The following is a 24994-nucleotide window of genomic DNA, read 5'->3' as shown; positions in this document are numbered from 1 at the left end:
GCCGGCGCTGGCCACGCGGGTGTGTGGCAGCGAACAGAGCCCGCGGGCGCGCTGGCTCATGCTGCGGGCACGAGGACGTATGGCCCCGCTTGCCATTGGCGCCAGCCTGGGACCAGTGCCAGGCACAGTGCGGGCACGACGCGCGGATTCCGGAGATCGCCCTGCACCATGAGATTGCTGCACGTCATACCCTCCATCGACCCCGCCGGGGGCGGTCCCATCGAAGGCATCCGCCAATTGCGCCTGCCGCTGCGCGAACGTGGCGCCGACATCGACGTGTGCTGCGGCGACGCACCTGACGCACCGTTCGTGCGCGCCAGCGAGATGAACGTGATCGCCCTGGGGCCGACCTCGACCAAATACGGCTTCAACCCCAGGATGCTGGCGTGGCTGCGCGCCCATGCGCGCGACTACGACGCCGTGCTGGTCGAAGGCCTGTGGCAGTTCCATGCGCTCGCCACCTGCCTCGCGCTGCGCGGCGGTCCGGTGCCGTACTTTGTGTTTACCCACGGCATGCTCGATCCGTGGTTCCGCGAGCGCTATCCGCTCAAGCACATCAAGAAGAGCCTGTACTGGCTGCTCGGCGACTACTGGGTGCTGCGCGGCGCGCGCGCGGTGCTGTTCACCTGCGAGGAAGAGCAGCGCCGTTCGCGCAATGCGTTCTGGCCCTATCGCTGCCGCGAGCTGGTGGCGGGATACGGCACCGCGCAGCCGCCCACCGCGGCCGCGCCGCTGCGCGAGGTCTTCCTCGCCGCGTTCCCGGCGCTGCGCGGCAAGCGCATCGTGCTGTTCCTGGGCCGGATCCACGAGAAGAAGGGGTGCGACCTGCTGATCGAGGCCTTTGCCGGCGTCGCCGGTGCCGACCCGCGGCTGCAGCTGGTGCTGGCGGGCCCGGTCGAGGCGGCGCTGCGCGAGCGCCTGGCGCGGCAGGCCGGGCGCCTGGGGCTGGCCCAGCGGCTCAGCTGGACCGGCATGCTGTCGGGCGACCTGAAATGGGGCGCCTATCACGCGGCCGAAGTCTTCTGCCTGCCGTCGCACCAGGAGAACTTTGGCGTGGCGGTGGCCGAGGCGCTGGGCTGCGGCGTGCCGGTGCTGATCTCGGACAAGGTCAACATCTGGCGTGAAATCGTTGCCGATGGCGCCGGGCTGGCCGGCGCCGATACCGCCGAGGGCACCGGCGCCTGCCTGCGCCAGTGGCTGCAGGCCGAGCCCGCGGCGCAGGCGCGCATGCGGATGCAGGCGCAAGCCTGCTTCCTGCGGCGCTTCGAGGTGCGCCAGAGCGCCCAGCGGCTGCTCGACATCGTCAGCGAGCGGCCGGCGCCCACGCCTGCCGCCGATGCCGTCACCAGCGCCACCCCGGGCGGCACGCCATGAAAGCGCTGCGCATCTTTGTCTTCGCGGTGCTGTCGCAGGGGCTCGGCGCCATCACCGGCCTGCTGCTGGCGCACTGGCTCAGCGTGGGCGACTACGCGATCTACACGGTCACGGGGGCCATCGTCGGCGCCATGTCAATCATCACCAAGGGCGGGATCCATTTCGGCCTGAATGCCATCCTCGGGCGCACCTGGCCCGACCGCGCGCGCGCGGCGCAGGCCACGCGCGCGGCGCTGGCGCAGCGCAAGCGCATCTCGGCCTTCCTGCTGCCGCCGCTGCTGATCGTCGCGGGCGTGCTGATGTACCGCAACCATGCCTCGCTGGCGCTCATTGCCGCGTTACTGCTGACGCTGCTGACGATGTGGTATTTCGACATGCAGTCGCGCGTGGTGGACCAGGTGCTGCTGTTCGCCAACCGGGCGCCGGCGCTGCAGGCGCTCGATGCCAGCCTGTCGGGCGCGCGGCTGCTGCTGTCATGGGGCGTCTACCTGCTGGGGCTGCAGAGCGCGCTGGCCGCCAGCCTGGTCAACACCCTGTTCGCCGGCCTGCGCGTGCCGTTCGTGCGCCGCTGGCTGCGCCGCGAACTGCCGGCGCAGGCGGCCGAGCCGGTGGCCGAGGACCAGCGTTCGATCCGCGCCATCACGCGCCGCCAGATTCCCATTGACGCGTTCTACTGCCTGCAGTCGCAGTTCGCCTTCGGCATCGTCGCGTTCTACGGCGCGGTCAGCCAGACCGCGGCGATCGGCGCGCTGTCGCGCATCGGCCAGCTGCTGGTGCCGGTCAGCATCGTGGTGGGCGCGTATGTGGTGCCGCGCTTCGCGCAGGCGCGCGAGCACGTGCTGCGCCAGTACCTGGGCTGGCTGCTGCTTGGTTCGCTGCCGGCCGGCACGCTGGTGCTGCTGGCCTGGCTGTGGCCGGAGCTGCTGCTGCGCCTGGTCGGCGCCAACTACGCCGGCCTGACCTCGGAACTGCTGATCGCCTGCCTGGGCGCCGGCGCCTACAGCATTGCCGGCGTGGCGTGGGAACTGCTGGCCAACCGCGGCCTGAACCACTTCAACTACATGCAGGTGCCGGTGGTGATCGGCTGGTGCCTGGTCGCGCCCCACCTGCTGGACCTGACCACGCTGCGGGGCGTGCTGTGGTTCGAGGCCGGGCTGGCTTCCGGGCTTGGCGCCGCGGTGCTGTGCGAGCTGGCGGGCGCGATCCGTGCCGGGCGGCTGCTGCCGCCGCCCGTGCTGAGCGTCGACGGGAGCCGCCCATGAAGGTCCTGGTCACCCACCCTGGCCTGCAGCATTCGCACCAGATGGCGCAGGCGCTGCACGAGCAGGGGCTGCTGTGCCAGTACTGGTCGGGCGTGCCGGTGCGCGGTCCGGGCGAGCCGGTGCCGTGGTGGCTGCCGCCCGCGCTGCGCGCCAAGGTGCGCGAGGTCGGCATCCCGCAGGCCCTGCGCCGCCATCCGCTGTGCTTCCCGGTCATGCTCAAGCTGGGGCTGCACCGCCGCGTCGGGCTCAACCGCTATCTGCGCATGTCGCAGTCGGCCTATGCGCACCGCGTGTTCCACCTGTTCGATGCCTGGGCGGCGCGGCGCGTCGAGGCGCTGCGTCCCGACGTGGTGGTGGCCTACGAGAACTCGGCGATGCAGACCTTCGAGGCGGCGCGCCGCATCGGCGCGCGCTGCGTGCTCGACGCGCCGGCGGTGCATCGCGCGACCGCGGCGGCCCTGCTGGGCCTGCAGCCCGACCCCTACCTGGCGTGCATCGACGCGCGCAAGGACCGCGAGGTGGAGCTGGCGGACCTGGTCATCACCTGCTCCGAATTCGCCGCGCAGACCTACGCCCAGGCCGGCGTGCCGGACGCCAAGCTCAGGCCGATCCTGCTCGGCGCCAGCCTGCCCGGCAACGTGCAGCGCCGGCGCACGCGCGCCGGCACGCGCTTCCTGTATGCCGGCGGGCTGACCACGCTCAAGGCCGTCGACCTGCTGCAGCAGGCCTTCGCCATGGTGCGCGCGCGTGTCCCGGAGGCGGAGCTCGCCGTGGCCGGCGGCGGCGCCGAGCCCGGGCTGGCGGCGGCACTGGCGTCGACCCCCGGGGTCACGCTGCTCGGCGCGCTGCCGCAGCCGGCGCTCTACCAGGAGCTGGCCGATGCCGATTGCCTGGTGCTGCCGTCGCGCTTCGATTCGTTCGGCATGGTGGTGGCCGAGGCGCTGGCCTGCGGCACCCCCGCGCTGGTGTCGGAGCGGGTCGGGGCCAAGGAGATCCTGCAGGAATTCCCGCGCGCGGGCTGGGTCGTCCAGGTCAGCGCGCAATCCTTGTATGACCGCATGCTGGAGCTTGCCACGGTGCGCGCCAGCCTGGACGAGGCGCGCCCCTACGCGAGCCTGGCCGGGGAGAAGTACACCTGGGCCAGGTATCGCCACGCCGCGGTCGCAACCATCGCGACGCTATGCTGAGCCACTCCGCCGCACCCCTGGCGCCGCCGGCGCGCCCGCGCCTCCGCCGGCAGGCCCGCACCACCTTCGGCACCGTGTTCCTGCTGGTGTTCCTGGTGGCCGTGCTCGAAGGCGCGGCGCGCAAGTGGGTGGCGGGCTCGCTGAGCCTGCCGCTGGTGCTGCTGCGCGACCTGCTGGCGGTCTATGGCATCTACTACGCCATGCGCTATGGCGGCTTCACGCCGGCGCGGCCGGCGATGCGGCTGCTGCTGCTGTGGAGCGGGCTGGTGCTGGCATGGGGGCTGGTGCAGACCATTGCCGGCGACGGCTCCCTCGCGATCATGCTGGTCGGGCTGCGCTTCTGGCTGCTCTATGTGTGGTTCGGCGTGGCCGCGGCGCTGCTGCTCGAGCCCGAGGACGTTGCCGCGATCTGCAAGACCACGCTGGTGCTGATGGTGCTGATGGCGCCGCTGGTGGTGATGCAGCATTTCCTGCCCCCCGGCAGCTTCCTGAACCGGCAGGTCGACGGCGACGAAGACCGGGTCTTCATGATGGTCGGCGACATCGTGCGCACCACCGGCACCTTCTCGTTCACGCTCGGCTACACCACCTTCCTGGCGATCGCCATGCCGATGGCGCTGCAATACGTGCTCGGTGGCGAGGGCAAGCGGCACTGGCTGTATGCGCTGGTGGTGCTGGGCAGCCTGCTGGTCAGCGCGCTGGTCAGCGGTTCGCGCGCCACCGTGCTGCTGCTGCCGGGCCTGTTCGCGGTGGCGGCGCTGTGCACGCTGATGTTCGGGCGCAGCGTGGCCAAGCGCCGCGTGCTGGTCTGGGTCGGCGCGGCGGTGCTGATGGGGGCCGTCGGCATGGCCGTGTTCAGCGAGTCCGTCGAAAGCACGGTGCAGCGCTTCCACGACGCCGCGGAAGACGAAGACTTCGGCGACCGCGTCGGCACCATGTTCCTGGGCGAGAGCGAAGCCTACGCCAAGCCAAGCCTGCTGGGCGCGGGACTCGGGCGCGGCAGCAACCTGGCCAGCTACCTCGAGCGCGGCGAAATCACCTTCATGCTGTCCGAGACCGAGACCGGCCGCACCATCGAGGAAGCCGGCCTGCTCGGCTACCTGTACGTGGCGCTGAAGTTCGCCGTGTGCGTGGCCGGCATGTGGCTCGCCATCGGCGCGGCGCGGCGCACCGGCAACTGCTTCGCCATCCTGCTGTGGCTGGTGAGCACGCTATGCCTGCTGACGTGGTCGCTGATCGGCCAGCTGACCGCCAACGTGCTGGGCTTTCTCTTTGTCGGCTTCACCATGGCGGTCACGCGGCTGGAGCGGCAGGGGCGGCTGACGGGCGCGAACAAGCGCGCATTGCCGCGGCGACGACACGCACGCTAGCGGCAAGCCGCGGGCCAGGCACGTCATCGGACCTCCACATCGATCCGCAAAACAAAAGCAATATGAGGCTCATCCTGTTCGGTCACCCCGTCTTTTTCGGCAGCCACAGCATGGACCGCTTCGCGGCCATGATCGTCGAAGGCATGCGCGAGCGCGGCCACGAGGCCCGGCTGTGGACCCCGCCCGCGGTGCTGGTGCGGCTGTCGACGCGCCCGGGCCTGCGCAAGTGGCTCGGCTATGTCGACCAGTACATGCTGTTCCCCGCGTGGGCGTGGTGGCGGCTGCGGCGCGAGGGCGCGGGCGCGCTGGTGGTGCTGACCGATCATTCGCTGGGGATGTGGATGTGGCTGCTGCATCGCCGCCCGCATGTGATCCACTGCCACGATTTCATCGCGCAGCGCACCGCCGCGGGCGAGTTTCCCGGCCGCCAGCTGTCGGCCAGCGGGCGCCTCTACCAGGCGCTGATCCTGCGCGGCGTCGCGCTGGGCCGGAACTTTGTCGCGGTGTCGGAGAAGACCGCGCAAGACCTGCTGCGCCTGCATCCGGGACCGACACCGCGGGTACGGGTGGTGCACAACGGCCTCAACTACCCGTTCCGCCCGCTCGCGCCCGATGTCGCCATGCGCCGGCTGCACGCGGCCGGCATCGACGACATCCAGCCCGGCATGCTGGTCCATATCGGCGGCAACCAGTGGTACAAGAACCGCGAGGGCGTGCTGGCGCTCTACCAGGCATATTGCGAAGCCAGTGGTGCGGCCGGTGCCGCCGCGGCGCCGCGGCCGCTGTGGATGATTGGCCCAGAGCCGACCCCCGCCATGCGCGAGCTGGCCGCCGGCGCCGAGCGGCTGGGCGGCAAGGTGCGCTTCCTGGAGGGCATGTCCACCGCGGCCGTGCACGCCGCCTATGCGCTCGCGGCGGTGCTGCTGTTCCCGAGCCTGGAAGAGGGCTTCGGCTGGCCCGTGATCGAAGCCATGGCATGCGGCATCCCGGTGCTGACCACGGCGCGCGCGCCGATGCAGGAAATCGGCGGCGGGCTGGCGCTGCTGATGGAGCCGATGGAACCGGGCCAGGCGCAGGCCTGGGCCCGGCGCAACGTGGGCGTGCTGCTGGACTTGCTGTCGTGGCCGCAGGCACGGCTCGACCAGCTCTCGGCCGACTCGCTGGCGTGGGTGCGGCATTTCTCGGCGGAACGCGCGCTGGACCAGTACGAGGCCATCTACCTGGCGGCGCTGGCCCCGGCCTCGGCCGCCGCGACCACGGAGGCCGAGGCCGGCTGAGACCGGCTGGGACCGGCTGAGACCGGCTGAAACTGGATTCGGCCGGTGGCAAGCCCGCGCAACGCAGCCGTTGCGCGGGCGCCGGCTCAATGCAGGGTGTAGGCGACGGTCTGGATCACGCCCGCGCCTTCGCGCACCTCGCACAGCACGCGGCTGTGCACCGGCTTCAGGTTGAACGGCGGCGCGGTCAGCACCACGCCGCTCGGCACCATGCGCGCCAGCCGCGTCGACGCCCCCAGCCGCTTCTTGGCATTGGGCGGAAAGTCTGGCGCCAGCGGCAGGTGTTCGGTCAGCACCAGCACCTGGTAGCGGTGCAGCTTGGCCAGCACGCGCGCGATCCTGTCGTTGTCCAGGTGCTGCAGCACCTGGCGCAGGAACACCACGTCGCCGGCGGGCAGCTCGTCGCCGGCGATGTCGAGGCAGCGGAACTCCACATCGAGATGGGCATAGCGCGCGCGGTTGGCCGCGATCAGCGGCGCCACCACGTCGCAGGCCACATAGCGCCCGCAGGCCGGGCGGATGTGGCTGCCGATATGGAAGTCGCCGCAGCCCAGGTCGACCACGTCGGGCTTGCGCGGCAGCTCGCGCAGCAGCGCGGTGACCGCCTCGGCGTAGGGCGCGACGATGCGCGGATCGTGCGAGCCGGTGCCGCTGAAGAAGCCCGGCTCGTCGGCCTCGCCCCACAGGCTGCTGTGGTAGACGTCGGAGAAGACCTCGCCCGGCGGCCTGGCGCCGTAGCGAGCGTCATGCTGCTGCTCGCGGCGCACGTGGTAGTACTTGCGCAGCCAGGCGGGCACCAGGGGTTTGATGGTCTGCATCAGGCGTTGCGCCAGCGCGGCTTGCGTGTTGGCGGTGTCAGGACTCATGGCGGGTTCCCCTTGGGCGTTGCGTTGGCCGCGGCGGCGCTCAGGCCACCGCGGAGGCGTCTTGCGCGGCAGGCGGCGATACCAGTGCCTGCAGTGCGGTTTCCAGTTGCGCCAGCACCGCGTCGCGGCCGAGGTGGGCTTCGGCCCAGGCGCGGCCCGCGGCGGCATGCATGGCGCGCCGCTGCGGCTGGCAGGCGAGGGTGGCAATGGCGTGCGCCAGCGCGCTGGCGTCACCGGGCGGCACCAGCACGCCCACGCGCGCCACCAGTCGGCCCAGCTCGGTATCGGGCTGCGCGGTGGCAATGACCGCGCGCCGGCTCGCCAGCATGCCGGTGAGCTTGGACGGCATGACCAGGTCGGCGGCATCGGCGCGCTGTGGCAGCAGGTGGAGGTCGGCGGCGGCCATCATCGCGTGGAACTGCGCCTGCGGCTGCAGCGGCAGGAAATGCACGCGCGCCAGGCCGGCGCAGCGCGCCTGCAGCGCGGCGCGGCCGCTGCCGTCGCCGCACAGCACCATGTGGATGCGCGGGTGGCCCTGCAGCGCCTGCGCGGCATCGCCCAGCACTTCCAGGCCCTGCTTGTTGCCCATGTTGCCGGCGTACAGCGCGATCACCGCGTCGGCGGCAATGCCCAGGCCGTGCCGGAACGCCAGCGCCGCGTCGGCCGGGGCCTCGTGCAGGTCGGCCCAGTTGGGCAGCAGCTGCAGGCGCGCGGGGCTGACGCCCTTGGCGCGCAGCGCGTCCGCCATCGCGTGCGAGATGGTCGAGACCCGGTGATAGCGCGTGGTCAGCGCGCGCTCGAAGCGCGTGGCCAGGCGGCGCAGCAGCGGATGGCGCAGCACGCCCAGCGCGAACGCGGCATCGACCTCGAGGTCCTGCACGTGCAGCCAGGTACGGGCGCGCGTGCAGCTGCCCAGCAGCAGCGCCGCCGGGCTGCACATCAGCGTGGGCTCGACCGCGAAGATCACGTCCGGGCGCCAGCGCAGCTGCGCCGCCATGCATGGCAGGCTGCTCAGCGCAAAGCTCATCAGATGCAGGATGCGCAGCAGTCCGGAAGGCTTGCGCGGCACCCACACCGGCGCGCGGTAGACCGTGACGCCGCCGTGCGCCTCGCGGGCATAGCGCCGGGCGCTGTAGCCCTCGCCGACGCGCCACGCGGGGTAGTACGGCGGCGCGCAGATGACGCGCACCTCGTGCCCGCGCGCGGCCAGCCATTGCGCCTGCTCGCCGGTGTACTTGCCGATGCCGGTCAGTTCGGGCGCGTAGTTCTGGCAGTAGATCAGGATCTTCATGGCCGCTCCGCGCGTGTCCGGGGTCAGGCCAGCGCGGCCGCGACGCCGCCCGGCAAGGTGCCGGTGCGGCAGGCCTCTTCGTACACGCTGCGCAGGCCGTCCTGCAGCGCAATGCGCGGGCGCCAGCCGGTGCCCATGATGGCGCTGCTGTCGAGCCGCTTGCGCGGCGTGCCGTCGGGCTTGTCGGCTTCGAAGGCGATGCTGCCGCGATAGCCGGTGACCTGCGCCACCAGTGCCGCGAGCGCGCCGATCGAGACCTCGTCGTCGCTGCCGACGTTGAGGAAGCCCGCGGGCGCTGCCTCGCGGTAGGCCGGCGCGGGCAGCGCCATCACATGCAGGCAGGCGCGCGCCAGGTCGTCCGCATGCAGGAATTCGCGCAAGGGCTTGCCGGTGCCCCACACCGGCACGCGCGCGCTGCCGGCCAGGCGGGCGTCGTGGAAGCGGCGCACCAGGCCCGGTATCACGTGGCTGTTGTCGGGGTGGTAGTTGTCGCCGGGCCCATAGAGGTTGGTCGGCATCACGCAGCGGTAATCGGTGCCGTACTGGCGGTTGTAGCTGTCGCACAGCATGATGCCGGCGATCTTGGCGATGGCGTAGGGCGCATTGGTCGGCTCCAGCGCGCCGGTCAGCAGCGCCGCTTCGCGGATCGGCTGCGGCGCCAGGCGCGGGTAGATGCAGCTCGATCCCAGAAACAGCAGCCGCCGCACGCCGGCCTGCCACGCGGCATGGATCACGTTGGTGGCGATGGCGAGGTTCTGGTGGATGAACTCGGCGGGGTAGGTGTTGTTCGCATGGATGCCGCCGACCCGCGCGGCGGCCAGGTAGACCGCGTCGATGCGCTGGCTGGCGAAGAACGCCTGCACCTGCGCCTGCTCGCACAGGTCCAGCTCGGCGTGCGTGCGCGTGACGATGTCGGCGCCGCCCTGCGCGCGCAGCGCGCGCTCGATGGCCGAGCCGACCATGCCGCGGTGGCCGGCGACAAAGATGCGCGGGCGCGCTGCCAGGGCCTGGTTCATGGGATCCTCGCGGTGGCCGTGCCAGCGGCTACTCAAGATGGTTGAAGGCCTGGAAACCGGCCAGTCTGACCAGCGCGTCGCGGCGCGCCGCGGCGTAGTCGGCCTCGATCATTTCCCGGACCAGTTCGGCAAAGCCGATGCGCGGGCTCCAGCCCAGGCGCTCGCGCGCGCGGCTGGCATCGCCGAGCAGCGTTTCCACCTCGGTCGGGCGGAAGTAGCGCGGATCGACTCGCACCACGATCTCGCCCGGCTTGCACGCCGGCGCGATCGCACCGCCGCGCGCGGGCGGATCGACATGCTCGACGATGCCGACCTCGTCAACGCCGCTGCCATGGAAGGTGATGGTGATGCCGAGCTCGCGCGCCGCGCGCTGCACGAACTCGCGCACACTGTGCTGTTCGCCGCTGGCGATGACGAAGTCTTCCGCCGCGGGCTGCTGCAGCATCAGCCACTGCATCTCGACGTAGTCGCGCGCATGGCCCCAGTCGCGCAGCGCCGACAGGTTGCCCAGGTACAGCGTTTCCTGCAGGCCCAGCGCGATGCGCGCGATCGCGCGCGTGATCTTGCGGGTGACGAAGGTCTCGCCGCGCACCGGGCTTTCATGGTTGAACAGGATGCCGTTGCAGGCATACATGCCATAGGCCTCGCGGTAGTTCACCGTGATCCAGTAGGCATAGAGCTTGGCGGCGGCATACGGGCTGCGCGGATAGAACGGCGTGGTTTCCTTCTGCGGGATCTCCTGCACCAGCCCGTAGAGTTCGGAGGTCGAGGCCTGGTAGAAGCGCGTGAGCTTTTCCATCCCCAGGATGCGGATCGCTTCCAGCAGGCGCAGCGTGCCGATGGCGTCGGTGTTGGCGGTGTATTCGGGCTCTTCGAACGAGACCTGCACGTGGCTCTGCGCGGCGAGGTTGTAGATCTCGTCCGGCTGCGACTGCTGCACCACGCGCACCAGGCTGGCGGTGTCGGTCATGTCGCCGTGGTGCAGGATCAGCCGGCGCTCCTGCGCCTGCGGGTCCTGGTACAGGTGGTCGATGCGCTCGGTGTTGAACAGCGAGCTGCGCCGCTTGATGCCGTGGACTTCATAGCCCTTGCCCAGCAGCAGTTCACACAGGTACGAGCCGTCCTGCCCGGTGATGCCGGTGATCAGCGCGCGGCGGACGCCGTTGCGCCCGCGCGGCGCGGCCCGCTCAGGCCCGGTGCCGGTGATATGACCGAGTGTGTCCAGCTCGTTTGCGCCCATGGCTCTGATCCGTTAGCAAGTGGGGCGACTGTAGCGCCGCGCTCCGGCGGCGCACCGTCTGCTACCCCACACAACGGCGGCTGGCGGTGTGGGCGCACCGCCACGGATCAGGTGCGCGGCATCGGCGCCGTGACCTCGGCGCGGGCGCGCTCGGCGGTGCCGTCGTGGCCGGGCGCAAGCCGCAAGTGCTGCCACAGCAGGCGCGTGGTGGCCCAGAACGGCGCCACGCCGCGCCAGCCGCTGCGATGCAGGTGCTGGCCCAGGTTGTGCGGCAGCGCCAGCATCAGGAACAGCGCGGCCTTGTCGTGGCGGTGCTGGCTGCGGCCGTAGCGGTGCAGCATGGTGACCATGCGCGCGGCATCGGCGGCGGGATTGCCGCCGCAGGGCGCCGCGCGCTGCGCATGCAGCTGGTTTATCGCGCTCGGGACCAGCTCGATGCGGCAGCCGCAACCGTAGACCGCGCGCCCGGTCAGGTCGGCGACGTCGTAATCGGCATCGAGGCACTCGTCGAACGGCAGCCGCTCCAGCAGCGCGCGCGGGAACACCGTGCTCGACAGCACCACCGCGCACAGCGGCCGCGTCCGCGCGGCCCGGCCCCGCGGCCGCCGCAACGGCTGCCCGAGGAAGTCCTCGCGCTGCGGACGCAGGCATTCGCCGGCGCACATCGCCGTGCCGGTCAGCACCAGCGCGTCGGCGTCGCCGCCCGCGGCGACCCGGTAGATGAAGTCGTCGGCGAGGCGTTCGCCCATCTGCTGCAGGAAGGTCGGCCCCAGCGTGGCGCGGTCGTCGAGAAACAGCACGTGGGTGCCGGTGGCCGCGCGCAGCAGCCGGTTGCGGCTGGCGGCAGCGCCGCGGCGGGGGCCGTCCAGGCAGGGGATGTCGGGGTAGGCCTCGCGCATCAGCGCGCGCGTGGTGTCGTGGCTGCTGTCGTCGCAGACGATCAGCTGGTGCGGCGGCATGGTCGACGCCGCGATCGACTGCAAGGTCCGGCGCAGGCCGTCCGGATGGTCGCGCGTGCTGACGCACACGGAAAAGCTGGGCAAGAACGTGCTGGCTTGCATGATGACCCCTCCCGTCCGGCAAGCGCCGGGTTGGCGCCGGCCCGTCTGTGCGGGCGCGGCGCGCGGCAAATCTCTCAGGCCGTCATTCAGACCGCCGGCCTGACCGCCTGGCACGGCGGTTCGTTGCGCCTTGGCGCCAACCCGGCGCCATTGGTTTCGCGCGTGATGCGTTCGTCGCCGCTGACCCATTCCAGCGTGGCGCCGCGCTGCAGGGCCGCGTAGACGGCTTCGCCCTTGTTGCGCACCTTGAGCCGCTGGTACAGCGTGCAGGCGTGGCTCTTCACCGTTGCCACCGAGATATTGAGCATGCGGCTGACGGTCTTGATCGGATAACCGCGCGCCAGCAGCACCAGCACCTCGTACTGGCGCGGCGTGATCTTCAGCATCTCAGCCTCGTCGTAGCCGGGTTCTTCCTCGCTCAGCGGCATGGCAGCGGGCGTTGGCGAGACCGCCGGGGCCGGTGCGGACAGCGGCTGGCCGGGCCGCAATTCGGTCAGGTCGCGCAGCGCCACGGTGGTACGCAAGGCGGCGCGCGGGGTGCTGGCGCAGGACGCCAGCGCCAGCTGCTCCCCCGGCGGTTGGGCCGGATGCGCGGCGCTGAGCGGCAGCGGCGCAGCCGAGGCGAGTGATTGCGTGGCCGGCATCGCCGAGCGCGACGCCGAGGGCAGGGTGCCGGTTTCGGCCGCGAAGACCAGCCCCTGGACGCCGGACACGGCCATGCGGATGGCGGCCTCGATCACCGCCAGCGAAGCGGACTTGGGCAGGCAGCCGCAGATGCCGCGCGCGCTGTCTGCGCTCGGCACGTGCAGGGGCAGGGTGTCGGCAAGGATCAGGATGCGTTGCGGCGCGAGCGTCTGCCGGGCCTGTTCCAGCAACCCCCAGCCGGGCCCGGGGTCGGCGGGCATGCCGAACACGAGCAGGTCCGCATGATGGTGCCGGGCGTCCAGCCTGGCGATATCCGCGGGTGCAATGGCTGCCACCTGCGCGGATTCCTCGATGTTCTCGAGCATCTGCAATAGCCCGAGCCGGAGCAGCGGATGCTCCTCGATCAGCAACGCATTCATGAACTTCACTCCCCGTTTTTACCCGGGGGCGGACTACGGGGCACTTTGCGTATGGAAGACGTGACAGGACCGCCGTCACCGCGATGGCTGGTGACTGGTGGCTGGCGCTGTGGCTGACCCCCATGCTTCCATGCCGGACGGTTCCGTTGTTGTGGCGGGAACTTGCCCATGACTGGAAGGATGACCCCGAAACCCGAACCCGGGTGCTGCTTGCTCCTAAATCAGTTGGAATTCATCTTATGGGCTGGGGGAGGGGAATGCAAGCAAGTGGGTCCGGGGTGGAATGAAGGCGGGAATGAAAGGACCTTCATAATCCCTTCAAATATATCGTATTTATACCTGCCAGGTTCCGGGAACGGCGCGCCGGCGCCGTTCTGGGTGGTTTCACCGATGTGACATTCAGAATTTAATTGGTTGCAAATCTGAAACAGATTCTATTATCCATAGCCCCGTATGACGATTTTATAACCCTATTGAGGGGTGTCCGGAATACACCCTCAGCGGCGCTGCTCCAATTATGAAACGCGCTGCGGAAAGAATGGTTGTGAAATCAATGCGGCAGATTTACCGCCACTTCGCGCACATGGTCTAGTGCTTCTGGATGAGGCGCGGTTGCAACCATGGATGAACGCTGCGGCGCCGGCGCCACCGCCCGCGCGGGGCTTGCCACCACCCATCGGTGGGGAGCAGGCCGCGAGGCGGGATGATGGCGCCGGCCGCCCGGCTCAGCGTACCCAGCGGCCCGGGCGCATGACCCAGCCGTGCGGGCCGCGCACCCAGCGCTCGGGCACGTAGCGGTAGCCGACGCGCTGCGGCTGCCAGTAGCCACCGCGCCAGGCGTAGCGCCCGCCGCGGGCTTCCCAGTGGCCTGGCACCCAGACCTGGCCGCGGCGCGCGGCCGGGTGCGGCTCGTAGCGCGGCGGCGGCGGCGGGTGGCCGTAGCCGTGGGCGGCGGGCGCCGGATGGGCTTCGGCAGGGGCGGTCAGTCCGAAGGCGCCGCCCGTGGCAAGGACGGCTGCAGCAAGCAGGAGTTGGCGTTTCATGGGAGGGCTCCTTTGGGCGGTGACGGAATCAGTAGTGGAATCAGTAGTGGTGATGATGGTGGTGGCGCGGCGGCGGGCCGCCGCGCGGGGGCACCACGATGCAGGCGGACAGCAGTGCGGCGGTGGTAGACAGCAGCACCACCAGCGAGAGGGCTCGTTTCATCTTGGCTCCTGGCGGGATCGCGTTGGACACGGCTTCAATGTAGCGGCCGGTCCCCGCGCTGCGCGCTTGCACTTGTAAGCCTGTCTCACAAGTGGTGCCTGCACGCGCGAACCCCCGCCAGGCCCGCATGCCCCGCCAGAAACCGTTGCCAGGCAAGGCTTTGCGGGTACCGTGGCGGACCTCACGGACGGCCCGCGGGCACAGCCTTGAAGGTAATGTGACGTTACATGCGAAATAAATCTCGCAAGGCGGGCGCGCCGGGCGCGGCCGCTACCGTGGCCGGGACTGCCCGGCAGGGACGCAGAAACAGGTACGCAGTGACGATGCCGGTCGTCGGCATGGCGCCGCCCGGGCGCAATGCGCTATACCAGTGGGAAGTGGCCACGTACGCGGGAAGGAGGCGCCATGCCGGTCATGCTTATCGTGCTTGCCCTGCAATGGCTGCAGGGTCTGTCGCCGCCGGCCGCGGCATTGTTCGCGCTGCCGCAGGCACCGGTGCCGGCCGATGCCACCGCCATGGTGGAGGCCGCACCGGCGCGCTGACCGCGCGTCTGCCGCGCGCAGCGGTTGAGCGGATTGAAGGCCAGACTGGTATCAGCCGTCCGCCCTCAGCGCGGCCAAGCCGGTTTCATCCCGCCTGCCGCGCACAGCCGGCGGGCGCCGGCAACGCAAAGGACGCGCCGTAGCGCGCCGGGTCCAGCCGCATGGTCAGGACGCCGACCACCGCCGCACACGCCAGGTGGTACCACCAGCCTGCGGCAAAGCTGCCGGTGCGGGCCTGCAGCATGGCGGTGAGCCACGGTGCCAGCGACGCCAGCAGGAAGCCGCCGCCCTGCATCACCGCGCTCAGCGCGCCGGCGCTGTCGGGATCGGGCAGGTGGTCCAGCGCTACCACCAGGTACAGCGCAAAGCAGCCGCCCAGGCCGGCGCCGCCGATCACGGCCCAGGCGTGCGGGGCGGCGTCCGGCCACAGCGCCAGCCCGGCGAAGCCGGCGACCTGCAGGGCCAGCGCCAGTGCCATCCACGCGCGCCGGTCCAGGCGGCGCGCCGCCAGCGCCGGCAGCAGCAGCGCCGCCGCGGCCTGCGCCACGGCCATCAGCGCCACCAGCGAGCCGCTGGCCGGCGCGCTCCAGCCATGGCTCTGGTAGAACGGCGCCAGCCATGCCACCAGCGAGGCATAGCCGCCGTTCATCACGCCGAAGCAGGCCATCAGCAGCCAGGTGCGCGGCCGCCGCAGCAGCGCGCGCGTCTTGCCGGCGGCGCAGGCCGGGCGGCCTGCCAGTGCAGCCGCGGCCAGGGCCGGCTGGCGGGCCGGGCCGCGCGGCAGCGCCACCCACGCCAGTGCCAGCGCCGCCAGCGCGGGCACGGTCCACAGCGCCAGCGCCTCGCGCCAGCTGCCGGCCAGCTCGGTCACATACGGCGACAGCTGCGCGCCCAGCGCGCCGCCGCCCATCAGGGCCGCCGAATACAGGCCCATCACCGGCGCCACACGCGCCGGGAATTCCTGCTTGACCAGTCCCGGGCACGCCGCCTGCACCACCGCCACGCCCAGCCCGCACAGCGCCGCCGAGGCGATCAGCCAGGCGCCGCCGGCCACGCCCAGCCGCAGCGCGCAGCCGGCGCCAAGCAGGGCCAGCGCGCCCAGCACCGCGGTGCGCGCGCCCAGCCGCGCGCGGATGGCGGGGCCGAAGAACGCCCCCACCCCCATCAGCAGCATCGGCAGCAGCGTCAGCCACGCCATGCCCTGGTAGCTGAGGCCGGTGCCGCCGCGGATGGCCGGCGCCAGCGGCCCCACCGCGGTCAGGAACGGCCGCAGGTTCAGGCCGATGCCGGCCACGGCCGCCAGCACCAGCCAGCGCGGTGGCGCGCAATGCGCCGGCCGGGCGCCCTCAGCCACGGCGCGCGCGCATGCCGTAGAGCTGCGCGGCGGAGAGGTCGACCGGCACCCGCGTCAGCGGCAGCGGCGGCGGGTCGAGCGGCAGGCGCAGCGCCTGGTAGGCGGCCTCGCTCGACATGCCGTAGGGCGCGGCATCCTGGTTGTCGAAGGCGTAGTAGACCGCCTGCACCCCGGCCATGGTCATCGCCGCCAGGCACATCGGGCACGGATGGCCGCTGGCATAGACCACGCTGCCGCGCAGGTCGGGCCGGCCCAGCTTGCGCGCGGCGGCGCGCAGCGCCTCCATCTCGGCATGGGTGGTGGGATCGTGGCTGTGGACGATGTCGTTGACGCCGGTGGCGACGGCTTCGCCGTCGAGCACCAGTACGGCGCCGAACGGGCGCGCGCCGCGGTCGCGGTTGGCCACCGCGAGGCGCACCGCCTCCCGCATGAAATCCTGGTGAGTCGTCATGGTTGGCAGAAAAGTGGGTACATGCTCGCGCGCAACGCGGCATGGTGCTTGAAGTCAGACCGATGGCAGCCCGGACGCCAGGCCGGCCATCGTGCCGAACTGTAGCGCCGCCCTTGGTAATTGGGAAATTAAATGATGAAATCGCCGGCAGTGGATAAACCAATACCTCCGCCGCCATGCAAGATTGCCGTCTCGACCCTGTGCTGCTGCAGAGCTTCGTCGCCGTCGCCGAGAGCGGCAGCTTTACCCGCGCCGCCCAACGCGTGCACCTGACCCAGTCCACCGTCAGCCAGCAGGTGCGCCGGCTGGAGGAGCAGCTGGGCTGCGTGCTGCTGGACCGCGGCGGCCGCTATGTCACCACCACGCCGGAAGGCGAGCGCCTGCTCGGCTATGCGCGCCGGTTGCAGCAACTGATGGCCGAGGCGGTGGGGCAGCTGCGCCAGAGCGCGGGCCAGGGCGAGATCCGGCTGGGCGTGCCCGAGGACTTTGCCGCGCGGCCGCTGACGCCGGTGCTGGCCGGGTTTGCCGATGACTGGCCGGGCATGCGGCTGGAGGTGACCAGCGGCATGAGCCACGAGCTGTGGCAGCGCTTCCAGGACCGCGAGCTGGACCTGGTGCTGGTCAAGCAGCGCACCGGCCAGGCGCAGGGGCTGGCCAGCTGGCCCGAGCCGCTGTGCTGGATCGACAGCCGCAGCCGCCCCGCGGTGGCGCGCGACCCGGTGCCGCTGGTGGCGTTTCCGGTGGGCGGCCTGTATCGCGGCGAGATGACGCACGCGCTCGACGCCGGCGGCCGGCGCTGGCGCGTGGCCTTTGTCAGCGCCAGCCTGGCCAGCATCCTGGCGGCGGTGGCCGACGGCCTGGGCGTGACGCTGCTGCCGCGGCGGCTGGCCACGGCGCATCACACCGTGCTGGAGCACGGCTGGCCCGCCACGGTGCCGGATATCGAACTGAGCCTGCACGCGCAGCCTGACCTGCCGGCCGCCGCGCGGGACATGGCGGCGCGGCTGGCCGCGCTGTGCGAGACCGTGATGGCGGCGGGCGCGCCGCCCGCGCCGTCCGCGCCTTAGCCGAAGAACTCGTTGTAGTAGCGGGTGCAGGTGCCGGCCGGGCGGAAGGTGTAGGGCAGCTCGGCCATCGCGGCGGCTTCGAGCGAACCGAACGGAATGTCGGGGGCGGCCAGCGGGGAAATGTCTGCGGTGGCGTCGTGCTGGGGTTGCGCCGTCGCGGCGCGGGCGGGGGAGGGTGTGGTCATGTCAGGGCTCATGCGATCGGGCCGGGCGCAGGCTATGGCTGCCCGGCAATGTCGGTGCGGCGTTGTCAGTGCCAGCCGCCATCGTAATGCTGCACTGCGGCGTAGTCAGCCACCCCAGCCTCAACACACTGTTGCACGCGTGCGCCTAATGGCGCCCGGTCACGCTGGCTCGCCGCTGCCTGTGGTCCGTACGCCGCCGCCGCGGGCAGCGCCAGGGTCTATATTGGGCGGAGGGACCGCCTGCGCTGGCTGTCCCCCCTCCCCCCATGGAAACCGCCATGTCCTTGCCCCCGTGCTTTGCCGACCGCCGCGAGGCCGGCCAATACCTCGGCCGCCACCTGGCCGGGCTGGGCTTTGGCGCCGCGCAACTGGGCCAGCCGCCGCTGGTGCTGGCGTTGCCGCGCGGCGGCGTGCCGGTGGCGTTCGAGGTGGCACGCGCGCTCGATGGGCAGCTCGACGTGCTGCTGGTGCGCAAGATCGGCGCGCTGGGCTACCCGGAGCTGGCACTGGGCGCGGTGGTGGAGGGCGATGCCGGCGGCGGCGGACCGCACACGGTGGTCAATGACGATCCGTGGGCCCGCCGCGCCGTCGACAGCGGCAGCTTCGATGCCGAGCGCGGGCGCCAGCTCGACGAGATCGCGCGGCGCCAGCAGCGCTACCGCGGCGGCAAGCCGGTGCCGGCGCGCGCCGGACGCGTGGTGATCGTGGTCGATGACGGCGTCGCCACCGGCGCCACCATGCGCGCCGCGCTCGAAGGCGTGCGCATGGCCGGCGCGGCGCGCGTGATCGCGGCTACCCCGGTGGGTTCGCAGGACGGGCTGGCCAGCCTGGCATCGGCCGCCGACGAAGTGATCTGCCTGAACACGCCGCCCAGCTTCGGCGCGGTCGGCGCCTTCTATCTCGACTTCAGCCAGACCAGCGACGAAGAGGCGCTGGCGCTGCTGCGCACGCCACCCACGGCCTGAGCGGCCGCGCCGGCTTCAGTCCGGGCGGCCGCGTTCGCGCGCCAGGCGCGCCTTCAGGTGCGGCACCAGCCCGCCCGCGGCCAGGATGGCGCGCAGGAACGCCGGGATCGGTTCGCACGCCGCCACGCTGCCATCGTCCAGCCGCAACTGCGCGCTATCCAGGTCCAGCACCGCGTGCGCGCCGTCGGTCAGACGGCTGGTGTCGGCGCAGACCAGCACCGGCAGGCCCAGGTTGATGGCGTTGCGATAGAACAGCCCCCCGAACGATTGCGCCACCACCGCGCCTACGCCCAGTTCGCGCAGCGCCTGCGGCGCCTGCTCGCGCGAGGAGCCGATGCCGAAGTTGGCGCCCGCCACCAGCACGTCGCCGGGGCGCACGCGCTCGGGAAACTCCGGGCGCAGCGCGGCCAGGCAATGCCGGGCCAGCACCGGCAGCGGCGCTTTCATCAGCACGGCCGGGGCCATGGCATCGGTGTCGATGTTGTCGCCGAAGCGCCAGAGGCGGCCGGCAGGGGCGGGGGCGGAGGCAGAGGTCATGCGGGAAGTCTGTCCCGCCGGCGGCGGGCACGAGGTGGGGGCCGCGGCGTTACTCCAGCAGGGTGCGCGGATCGGTGATGCGGCCGGTGACCGCGCTGGCGGCGACCGTCATCGGCGAGCCGAGCCACACGGCGCTGCCGGCGTCGCCCATGCGGCCCGAGAAGTTGCGCGCGGTCGAGGCGATGGCGCGGCTGCCCGCCGGGAAGCGGGCCGCGCCATAGCCCGCGCAGGCGCCGCAGGCATTGGGCAGCAGCATGGCGCCGGCGTCGGCCAGGATGCCGAGCGTGCCTTCCTGCTCGGCCTGCAGCTGGTCGCGGCGCGAGGCCGGCGCCACCTGCAGCGTCACGCCGGCGGCCACGCGGCGCCCGCGCAGCACGCGCGCGGCCATGCGCAGGTCTTCCAGCTTGGCGCCGGTGCAGGCGCCCAGGTAGGCAATCTGCACCGGCTCGCCGGCGGCGCGGTCGACCGGCGCGCTGTTGGCGGGCGAGTGCGGCGCGGCCACCTGCGGCACCAGCGCCGCGGCGTCGAAGCGATGCGCCGCCAGCAGCGGCGCGCCGGCATCGGTGCGCCAGTGGTCCAGGTCGATGGACGCCAGCGTCTGCGTCGGCACGCCGGCCTGCGCCAGCCACTCCAGCGTGACCGCGTCGGGCGCCACCAGCCCGGTCTGCGCGCCGAGTTCGGTGCTCATGTTGGTGAGCGTCATGCGTTCCTGCAGCGGCAGCGCGGCGACGGCGCTGCCGGTGTATTCGAGCGCCTGGTAGCGCCCGCCGCCCATGCCCAGCGTGGCGCACAGGAACAGCATCATGTCCTTGGCGCACACCCCGGGCGCGAGCTGCCCGTCCCATTGCAGCCGGATGGTGTCCGGCACCCGCAGCCAGATCTCGCCGGTGGCGAGCACGCCGGCCATCTCGGTCGCGCCCACGCCGAACATGTACGCGCCGAAGGCGCCCCCGGTGGGGCTGTGGCTGTCGCCGCCGACGATCAGGCGGCCCGGCAGCACATGGCCGCGCTCGGGCAGCACCACGTGGCAGATGCCTTCGGCGTCGATGAAGTGCGCGCCGGCCTCGCGTGTCCAGTCGCGCGTGAAGCGCAGGATCGATTCGGCCTGGGCGTCGCCGCCGGGCACGAAATGGTCGGTCACCACTACATAGCGCGACGGATCCCAGACCCCGGTGCCGAGCTCCTGCAGCAGCGGCGCCACGCGGCGCGGACCGCTCGAGTCATGCGACATCGCCAGGTCGACCTGGCAGATCACCACGGTGCCGGGCTCGGCATGCGCCAGCCCGGCGGCGCGTGCCACCAGCTTCTGTGCGAGCGTGGCGGGGAGCGCGCTCATTCCGGCGACGCGCCCGAGTACCTGACCACGCCGGCCCAGCGCTTGACGTCCTGCTTCACGAACGCGGCGAAGGCCTCGGGCGGCGTGCCCATCGGCTGCGCACCGTCGTTCTCCAGGCGCTTGCGCACGGCGGGCGCTTCCAGCCCCTTGCGCGCGGCCTGGTACAGCGCCTGCGTGGTCTCGTGCGGCATGCCGGCCGGGCCGAACAGCCCGAACCACGCGCTCGACTCGAAGCCCTTGACGGTATTGCCGATCGGCGCCGCGCCCGGGAACTGCGGCAGCGGCGCGGGGCTGGTCACGCCCAGTACCTTGAGCTTGCCCGCGCGCACGTGCGGCAGCACGTTGATGGTGCTGGCGAACATCAGGTCGCATTGGCCCGCCAGCACGTCGGTCAGTGCCGGCGAGGTGCCCTTGTACGGAATGTTGACGATGTAGGTGCCGGTCATCATCTTGAACATGTCGCCGGCCATGTGCAGCGACGAGCCGACCGAGCCGATGGCGAAGTTCAGCTTGCCCGGCTCCGAGCGCGCCAGCCGGATCAGTTCGGGCACGTTGTTGGCCGCCAGCCGGGGCGTGGCCACCAGCACGCTGGGCACGGTGGCGACCAGCGTGATCGGCGTGAAGTCCTGCACCGGGTCGAACGGCAGCTTCTTGTACAGCGTGGCGTTGATGGTATGGCTGGTGAAGCTCATCAGCAGCGTGCTGCCGTCCGGCGCGCTCTTGGCGACCAGGTCGGCGGCAATATTGCCGCCGGCGCCGGGGCGGTTCTCGACCACCACGGGCTGGCCCAGCTCCTGCGACATCTCCTGGGCGATGGTGCGCGCCAGCGTGTCGGTGGTGCCGCCGGCGGGCGCGCCCACCAGGATCCGGATCGGCTTGCCGCCGGCAAGCTGCGCCTGCGGCTGGCCTTGCGCCTGCGCCGCCGCCGACAGCGGCAGGGCCAGCGCGCACGCGGCCACCGTGCCGAGCGTGGCAAGGCGCCGCATCGTGGCGCGGCGCGGAATCGAAGGCGGACGGGTCAGGCTGGACGGACGGAACTCAGGCATGGCGGCGGCTCCTCGCTCGATGTGATCAGGGATGCGCAGTATGGCGCGGAACGGAGTCCGGCGCACCCCGGCAGCGCAAGCCCAGGGCAATTCCCGTGGCGTCAGTCGCGCAAGCCCGGGCGGGTCTCGCTTTCCACCCAGACGTTGGCGCTGTCGACGCCGGCCGGCGACAGCTCCATCCGGTATTCGTAGCGGTCCGGGCGGTACTGGCCCAGCAGCAGCTGCACCGGGCGCCCGGACTGGTCCTTGACGACGCGGCGCACCGCCAGCAGCGCGCCGCCGACCGGCACGTCCAGCAACGGCGCCACCACCACGTCGGCCAGCCGGGCCGACAGCACCTGGCTGGCGCGGCCGAGCTTGACGCCGCCCGCTTCCAGCAAGCGCAGCACCGGGGTCTCTTCCAGGGCCTGGCGCGTGATCGGCCGGCCCAGCGCCGCCGGCAGGTAGACCGTGATGTGGGACAGCGGACGGTTGCGGTAGTGGCGCACGCGCACGATCTTCACCACCGGATCGCCGGTCTCGATCTGCAGCGAATCGGCCACATCCGGCGTGGCATGGACTTCATCGATCGAGATCACCTTGACCGAGGTCTTCTGGCCCATGTCGATGATGTTGTCGAGCAGGCTGGTGCCGCGTTCCTCGCCGGCGGCGTTCGCCGGGCGCACCGGATGCGGATTGACGAAGGTGCCGAGCCCGCGGTGGCGGCGCACCAGCCCCTCCTGCACCAGCCGGTCGAACACGCGCCGCATGGTCACGCGCGATGCGTGGAACTGCTTGGCGAGGTCAATCTCCCCGGGCAAGGGACCCTGGCCGAAGCGGCCTTCGACGATCTGCTGACGCAGCACCACGTAAATCTGGTGATACAGGGGAACGACGGCTTCACTCATGGTTTCCCTTGTGGAGAGATGACAAGTCTGTAATGCCTCTAATGTACTTTAAATCAGACATGGGGCCTAGCGAGGATAACCGCTGAGGGGTTTTCGCGACAAGGGCCTGGCACGGATGCCACGGTGCGCCGCGCTGGGTCAAGGCATGGTGACGCATTGTGCCTGATTCGGCCCGTTGCGCCGGCGCCGTGCCCGCACGCAGGCGATGCCGCGGGCAGGGCCCGCGGCGCACGCTTGCCCATGCCGCCAGCGCGGCGTCAAGCGGGCAATGTGGGTCGGCCCACACGGGCGGCGGTGACGGCACAACCGGCCCCGTGTTTCACCGCCGATACGTGGCCTGCGCATCAGGGGAAATCCCAAGCCGGCGTTTCAAGTCCCTTGAAAATCAAGGCTTTCCTGGCGCATCCGAAGCGGCTCAGGACATGCGAAGGGACCCCCCTGTCACAGCAATGTGACATGTCCCCGGCGGCACACCGGCGCGGGGCCATGTTGATCCGGCAAAACATCGGCCGAGGCCGCGCCCCGACGCCGGGTGGCCCTTGTAATACAAGGACTTGCCGCCCCAGGTGACGAAGCTGGCACCGATTATGCGCAGGGCAGGCTGGTTTGGCAGCAAGCCTGACCTGAACCTCCGGCCGCGCGCTCGTCGATGAGTGCCGGCCAGGAGCTGAGCCGCTGTGACTGTGAAATCCTCCTGGGAGCATCGTATGAACAAGACACTTCTGGCGTCGGCGATTGCCCTCGCCTTTGCTGGTTCGGCGTGGGGTAACCCGACCAATAACAACACGGACGGCTGGAGCCATCAGTCAGCCACCGCAAATTCCAACCAACGTGGCGCCGGGGCTCTGGCCAACGAGTACTCGACCTCCAACCAGGACAACTCCGATCACAGCACCAGCACCCGCACTACCAACATCGACGTCGACAAGTCGCAGACCAACTCCAACAACCGCACGGCGACGATCGCGGTGGACAAGTCGACCAATGACTCCAACAACCGCACCAACTCCAACAACAAGAGCAAGACCAACTCCGACAACCGCACCCGCCTGACGCTGGACCAGGGCGGGCTGGGCAATGCCGCCGCCAACGCGGGCAATGCCTCGTCGAGCATCGCCAATTCCTTCAACACCAGCAAGGCGATCGCGGTCAGCAAGCTCAACGGCACGGTGACCGGCAACAACGTCCACAACATCGGCAACTATGCCTCGAACACGGGTAACGCCAACGGCGGCACCGGCTTCGGCGGCAAGGGCGGCACCGGCGGCAACGGCGGTGCCGGTGCGGGTGGCGTGGGCGGCAACGGTGCTGCCGGCGCGGTCGGTGCGGTGGGAGCCAAGGCCTTTGCCTACAACGGCGGGGCGCGCGCCGGCGATGCCACCACGGGCAGGGCCGTGGGCGGCGACGGTGGCGATGGCGGCGCCGCGATCGGCTGGGGCGGCGATGGCGGCAGCGCCTATGGCAAGGGCGGCAGCGCGCTCAGCGCCGCGGGCAGCCAGGGCGGCAGCGGCGGTGATGCCTACGGCAAGGGCGGCGGTGCGCTGAGCGCCTCGCTTGGTGCCGGCGGCCGTGGCGGCGGTGCCGGCGCGATCGGCGGCGGCGGCCTGGGTGCCAGCGGTGCCCTGGGCGGCCTGGCCGGCTCGGCCGGCGGTGCGGGCGGCAGCGGCGGCGATGCCAATGGCCGCGGCGCGGACTCTGGCGGTGCCGGCGGTGCCGGTGGCGGATCCGGGGCAGCCGGCACCAACACGGCGGGCGCGGGCACGGGCACGGGCGGCGGCGCGGGTGCCACCGGCGGTGCGGGCGGTTCCGGCACCTCCAGCGCGGTCGCGACCGGCGGCGCCGGCAGCGGCACGGGCGGCGCGGGCGGCTCGAGCGGTGCAAGCTCGACCGCGACGGCCGGCAATGGCACGGCGACCGGCGGTGCCGGCGGCGCGCAGAGCAGCACCGGCGGTGCCGGCGGCAACGGCGCGGCGGCCACTTCGGGCGCGGCCACGACGATGGCGTCGAACGGCAGCGCCACCGCCGGTGACGGCGGCGACGGCGGCAACGGCGGCAACGGCGGCAGCGGCGGCGCGGCCACTGGCGGTACCGGCGGCATGGGTGGCGTAGGCAACGGCGGCGCCGGCGGTACCGGCGGCAACGGCGGCTACAACCTGGTCGACGCAGGCACCTTCAACATGTCCAACACCATGACCAGCGTGGGTCAGACGGCGGCGGGCATCATGATGGCCAGCCAGAACAGCGGCGTTGCCTCGCTGGTGCAGCAAAGCGTGAACGTGCAGGCCAACCTCAACGTGGGCGGCAGGTAAGACGCGCAACGCGGCCGGATCCCGGGCCAGTCCCGGGGCCGGCCGGCGGTTTCGCAGTCATGCCGGCAGGACCGGCGCCCGCATCCTGTGTGCGGGCGCC

At 71.5% G+C, this 24994-nt stretch carries 24 protein-coding genes; 9 read left to right on the top strand and 15 right to left on the bottom strand.

The window, feature by feature from the left end:
- The first annotated feature begins 168 nt into the window (after positions 1 to 168).
- The 5 genes from LIN44_RS23755 to LIN44_RS23735 all read left to right on the top strand — a co-directional run bounded on the left by LIN44_RS23755 (position 169) and on the right by LIN44_RS23735 (position 6470).
- The gene (locus LIN44_RS23755) at positions 169 to 1374 is read left to right on the top strand and encodes a glycosyltransferase (protein ID WP_227314715.1); all 1206 of its coding nucleotides are present in this window, start codon (positions 169 to 171) and stop codon (positions 1372 to 1374) included.
- Positions 1371 to 2636, top strand: coding sequence for a hypothetical protein (locus LIN44_RS23750; RefSeq protein ID WP_227314714.1), 1266 nt, complete (start codon positions 1371 to 1373; stop codon positions 2634 to 2636). The genes LIN44_RS23755 and LIN44_RS23750 overlap by 4 nt, the downstream gene beginning before the upstream one ends.
- A complete protein-coding gene (locus LIN44_RS23745) occupies positions 2633 to 3823 on the top strand; it encodes a glycosyltransferase (RefSeq protein ID WP_227314713.1) in 1191 nt (396 codons plus the stop codon). The genes LIN44_RS23750 and LIN44_RS23745 overlap by 4 nt, the downstream gene beginning before the upstream one ends.
- Positions 3817 to 5193, top strand: coding sequence for a hypothetical protein (locus LIN44_RS23740; protein WP_227314712.1), 1377 nt, complete (start codon positions 3817 to 3819; stop codon positions 5191 to 5193). The genes LIN44_RS23745 and LIN44_RS23740 overlap by 7 nt, the downstream gene beginning before the upstream one ends.
- 62 nt (positions 5194 to 5255) lie before the next feature.
- Positions 5256 to 6470, top strand: coding sequence for a glycosyltransferase (locus tag LIN44_RS23735; RefSeq protein WP_227314711.1), 1215 nt, complete (start codon positions 5256 to 5258; stop codon positions 6468 to 6470).
- A gap of 86 nt (positions 6471 to 6556) precedes the next feature.
- Here the strand turns inward: LIN44_RS23735 and LIN44_RS23730 are convergent, their stop codons facing one another.
- The 8 genes from LIN44_RS23730 to LIN44_RS27585 all read right to left on the bottom strand — a co-directional run bounded on the left by LIN44_RS23730 (position 6557) and on the right by LIN44_RS27585 (position 14214).
- Positions 6557 to 7336: a class I SAM-dependent methyltransferase gene (locus tag LIN44_RS23730; RefSeq protein ID WP_227314710.1), complete on the bottom strand. Its 780-nt coding sequence runs from the start codon at positions 7334 to 7336 to the stop codon at positions 6557 to 6559.
- 40 nt (positions 7337 to 7376) lie between these two features.
- The gene (locus LIN44_RS23725; RefSeq protein ID WP_227314709.1) at positions 7377 to 8627 is read right to left on the bottom strand and encodes a glycosyltransferase WbuB; all 1251 of its coding nucleotides are present in this window, start codon (positions 8625 to 8627) and stop codon (positions 7377 to 7379) included.
- 23 nt (positions 8628 to 8650) lie between these two features.
- Positions 8651 to 9643, bottom strand: coding sequence for a GDP-L-fucose synthase (locus tag LIN44_RS23720; protein WP_227314708.1), 993 nt, complete (start codon positions 9641 to 9643; stop codon positions 8651 to 8653).
- Positions 9644 to 9671: 28 nt separating this feature from the next.
- Positions 9672 to 10883, bottom strand: a complete 1212-nt coding sequence (gene gmd, locus LIN44_RS23715) for a GDP-mannose 4,6-dehydratase (protein ID WP_227314707.1) — start codon at positions 10881 to 10883, stop codon at positions 9672 to 9674.
- A gap of 107 nt (positions 10884 to 10990) precedes the next feature.
- A complete protein-coding gene (locus LIN44_RS23710) occupies positions 10991 to 11944 on the bottom strand; it encodes a glycosyltransferase family A protein (protein WP_227314706.1) in 954 nt (317 codons plus the stop codon).
- Positions 11945 to 12030: 86 nt separating this feature from the next.
- The gene (locus LIN44_RS23705; RefSeq protein ID WP_227314705.1) at positions 12031 to 13008 is read right to left on the bottom strand and encodes a LuxR C-terminal-related transcriptional regulator; all 978 of its coding nucleotides are present in this window, start codon (positions 13006 to 13008) and stop codon (positions 12031 to 12033) included.
- 725 nt (positions 13009 to 13733) lie between these two features.
- Positions 13734 to 14051, bottom strand: coding sequence for a hypothetical protein (locus LIN44_RS23700; RefSeq protein WP_227314704.1), 318 nt, complete (start codon positions 14049 to 14051; stop codon positions 13734 to 13736).
- Positions 14052 to 14091: 40 nt separating this feature from the next.
- Entirely contained in the window at positions 14092 to 14214 is a 123-nt protein-coding gene (locus tag LIN44_RS27585; protein WP_255638404.1) for a hypothetical protein, read from the bottom strand.
- A gap of 405 nt (positions 14215 to 14619) precedes the next feature.
- Between LIN44_RS27585 and LIN44_RS23695 the strand changes: the two genes are divergently transcribed.
- Positions 14620 to 14757 carry a hypothetical protein gene (locus LIN44_RS23695; protein ID WP_227314703.1) on the top strand — a complete coding sequence of 46 codons (138 nt, stop codon included), beginning with the start codon at positions 14620 to 14622 and terminating at the stop codon, positions 14755 to 14757.
- Between the two features lie 85 nt (positions 14758 to 14842).
- On the opposite strand, the gene LIN44_RS23690 is transcribed toward LIN44_RS23695, so the two are convergent.
- Together LIN44_RS23690 and LIN44_RS23685 are read right to left on the bottom strand one after the other, a co-directional pair.
- Positions 14843 to 16111, bottom strand: coding sequence for a cyanate transporter (locus LIN44_RS23690; protein WP_227314702.1), 1269 nt, complete (start codon positions 16109 to 16111; stop codon positions 14843 to 14845).
- Positions 16104 to 16562 (bottom strand): nucleoside deaminase, encoded by a 459-nt coding sequence (locus LIN44_RS23685; protein WP_227314701.1) that lies wholly within the window; start codon positions 16560 to 16562, stop codon positions 16104 to 16106. The genes LIN44_RS23690 and LIN44_RS23685 overlap by 8 nt, the downstream gene beginning before the upstream one ends.
- Before the next feature lie 176 nt (positions 16563 to 16738).
- Between LIN44_RS23685 and LIN44_RS23680 the strand changes: the two genes are divergently transcribed.
- Entirely contained in the window at positions 16739 to 17629 is an 891-nt protein-coding gene (locus tag LIN44_RS23680) for a LysR family transcriptional regulator (protein WP_227314700.1), read from the top strand.
- Here LIN44_RS23680 and LIN44_RS23675 read toward each other — a convergent pair.
- Positions 17626 to 17814: a hypothetical protein gene (locus LIN44_RS23675; protein WP_227314699.1), complete on the bottom strand. Its 189-nt coding sequence runs from the start codon at positions 17812 to 17814 to the stop codon at positions 17626 to 17628. The two genes, LIN44_RS23680 and LIN44_RS23675, sit on opposite strands and share 4 nt — an antisense overlap.
- Positions 17815 to 18092: 278 nt before the next feature.
- On the opposite strand from LIN44_RS23675, the gene LIN44_RS23670 reads away from it, so the two are divergent.
- Positions 18093 to 18779, top strand: coding sequence for a phosphoribosyltransferase (locus LIN44_RS23670; RefSeq protein WP_227314698.1), 687 nt, complete (start codon positions 18093 to 18095; stop codon positions 18777 to 18779).
- A gap of 15 nt (positions 18780 to 18794) precedes the next feature.
- Here LIN44_RS23670 and LIN44_RS23665 read toward each other — a convergent pair whose 3' ends face one another.
- The 4 genes from LIN44_RS23665 to LIN44_RS23650 form a co-directional block, all read right to left on the bottom strand.
- Positions 18795 to 19316 (bottom strand): 3-isopropylmalate dehydratase, encoded by a 522-nt coding sequence (locus LIN44_RS23665; protein ID WP_227314697.1) that lies wholly within the window; start codon positions 19314 to 19316, stop codon positions 18795 to 18797.
- Between the two features lie 49 nt (positions 19317 to 19365).
- Positions 19366 to 20652, bottom strand: a complete 1287-nt coding sequence (locus LIN44_RS23660) for a 3-isopropylmalate dehydratase large subunit (RefSeq protein WP_227314696.1) — start codon at positions 20650 to 20652, stop codon at positions 19366 to 19368.
- Complete coding sequence (locus LIN44_RS23655; RefSeq protein WP_227314695.1) at positions 20649 to 21698, bottom strand: tripartite tricarboxylate transporter substrate binding protein; 1050 nt, start codon at positions 21696 to 21698, stop codon at positions 20649 to 20651. Before LIN44_RS23655 ends, LIN44_RS23660 begins: the two co-directional genes overlap by 4 nt.
- Positions 21699 to 21799: 101 nt before the next feature.
- Positions 21800 to 22585, bottom strand: coding sequence for a GntR family transcriptional regulator (locus tag LIN44_RS23650; RefSeq protein ID WP_227314694.1), 786 nt, complete (start codon positions 22583 to 22585; stop codon positions 21800 to 21802).
- A 707-nt stretch (positions 22586 to 23292) separates the two neighbouring features.
- Here LIN44_RS23650 and LIN44_RS23645 point away from each other — a divergent pair.
- Entirely contained in the window at positions 23293 to 24894 is a 1602-nt protein-coding gene (locus LIN44_RS23645; protein WP_227314693.1) for a hypothetical protein, read from the top strand.
- The last annotated feature ends 100 nt before the right edge of the window (positions 24895 to 24994 follow it).

Origin of the sequence: Cupriavidus sp. MP-37, from assembly GCF_020618415.1 — a bacterium.
In the GTDB taxonomy this organism is placed as follows: domain Bacteria; phylum Pseudomonadota; class Gammaproteobacteria; order Burkholderiales; family Burkholderiaceae; genus Cupriavidus.
This window is presented reverse-complemented; position numbering and strand designations above follow the sequence as displayed.

Bases quoted from the DNA above. Each gene is read 5' to 3' on its own strand.
- LIN44_RS23755 (WP_227314715.1), top strand. From the start codon at position 169: ATGAGATTGCTGCACGTCATACCCTCCATCGACCCCGCCGGGGGCGGT.
- LIN44_RS23695 (WP_227314703.1), top strand. From the start codon at position 14,620: ATGCCGGTCATGCTTATCGTGCTTGCCCTGCAATGGCTGCAGGGTCTG.
- LIN44_RS23730 (WP_227314710.1), bottom strand. From the start codon at position 7,336: ATGAGTCCTGACACCGCCAACACGCAAGCCGCGCTGGCGCAACGCCTG.
- LIN44_RS23705 (WP_227314705.1), bottom strand. From the start codon at position 13,008: ATGAATGCGTTGCTGATCGAGGAGCATCCGCTGCTCCGGCTCGGGCTA.
- LIN44_RS23655 (WP_227314695.1), bottom strand. From the start codon at position 21,698: ATGCCTGAGTTCCGTCCGTCCAGCCTGACCCGTCCGCCTTCGATTCCG.
- LIN44_RS23670 (WP_227314698.1), top strand. From the start codon at position 18,093: ATGTCCTTGCCCCCGTGCTTTGCCGACCGCCGCGAGGCCGGCCAATAC.
- LIN44_RS23745 (WP_227314713.1), top strand. From the start codon at position 2,633: ATGAAGGTCCTGGTCACCCACCCTGGCCTGCAGCATTCGCACCAGATG.
- LIN44_RS23725 (WP_227314709.1), bottom strand. From the start codon at position 8,627: ATGAAGATCCTGATCTACTGCCAGAACTACGCGCCCGAACTGACCGGC.
- LIN44_RS23665 (WP_227314697.1), bottom strand. From the start codon at position 19,316: ATGACCTCTGCCTCCGCCCCCGCCCCTGCCGGCCGCCTCTGGCGCTTC.
- LIN44_RS27585 (WP_255638404.1), bottom strand. From the start codon at position 14,214: ATGAAACGAGCCCTCTCGCTGGTGGTGCTGCTGTCTACCACCGCCGCA.
- LIN44_RS23720 (WP_227314708.1), bottom strand. From the start codon at position 9,643: ATGAACCAGGCCCTGGCAGCGCGCCCGCGCATCTTTGTCGCCGGCCAC.
- LIN44_RS23645 (WP_227314693.1), top strand. From the start codon at position 23,293: ATGAACAAGACACTTCTGGCGTCGGCGATTGCCCTCGCCTTTGCTGGT.
- LIN44_RS23750 (WP_227314714.1), top strand. From the start codon at position 1,371: ATGAAAGCGCTGCGCATCTTTGTCTTCGCGGTGCTGTCGCAGGGGCTC.
- LIN44_RS23710 (WP_227314706.1), bottom strand. From the start codon at position 11,944: ATGCAAGCCAGCACGTTCTTGCCCAGCTTTTCCGTGTGCGTCAGCACG.
- LIN44_RS23675 (WP_227314699.1), bottom strand. From the start codon at position 17,814: ATGACCACACCCTCCCCCGCCCGCGCCGCGACGGCGCAACCCCAGCAC.
- LIN44_RS23660 (WP_227314696.1), bottom strand. From the start codon at position 20,652: ATGAGCGCGCTCCCCGCCACGCTCGCACAGAAGCTGGTGGCACGCGCC.
- LIN44_RS23685 (WP_227314701.1), bottom strand. From the start codon at position 16,562: ATGACGACTCACCAGGATTTCATGCGGGAGGCGGTGCGCCTCGCGGTG.
- LIN44_RS23700 (WP_227314704.1), bottom strand. From the start codon at position 14,051: ATGAAACGCCAACTCCTGCTTGCTGCAGCCGTCCTTGCCACGGGCGGC.
- LIN44_RS23735 (WP_227314711.1), top strand. From the start codon at position 5,256: ATGAGGCTCATCCTGTTCGGTCACCCCGTCTTTTTCGGCAGCCACAGC.
- LIN44_RS23650 (WP_227314694.1), bottom strand. From the start codon at position 22,585: ATGAGTGAAGCCGTCGTTCCCCTGTATCACCAGATTTACGTGGTGCTG.
- gmd (WP_227314707.1), bottom strand. From the start codon at position 10,883: ATGGGCGCAAACGAGCTGGACACACTCGGTCATATCACCGGCACCGGG.
- LIN44_RS23740 (WP_227314712.1), top strand. From the start codon at position 3,817: ATGCTGAGCCACTCCGCCGCACCCCTGGCGCCGCCGGCGCGCCCGCGC.
- LIN44_RS23680 (WP_227314700.1), top strand. From the start codon at position 16,739: ATGCAAGATTGCCGTCTCGACCCTGTGCTGCTGCAGAGCTTCGTCGCC.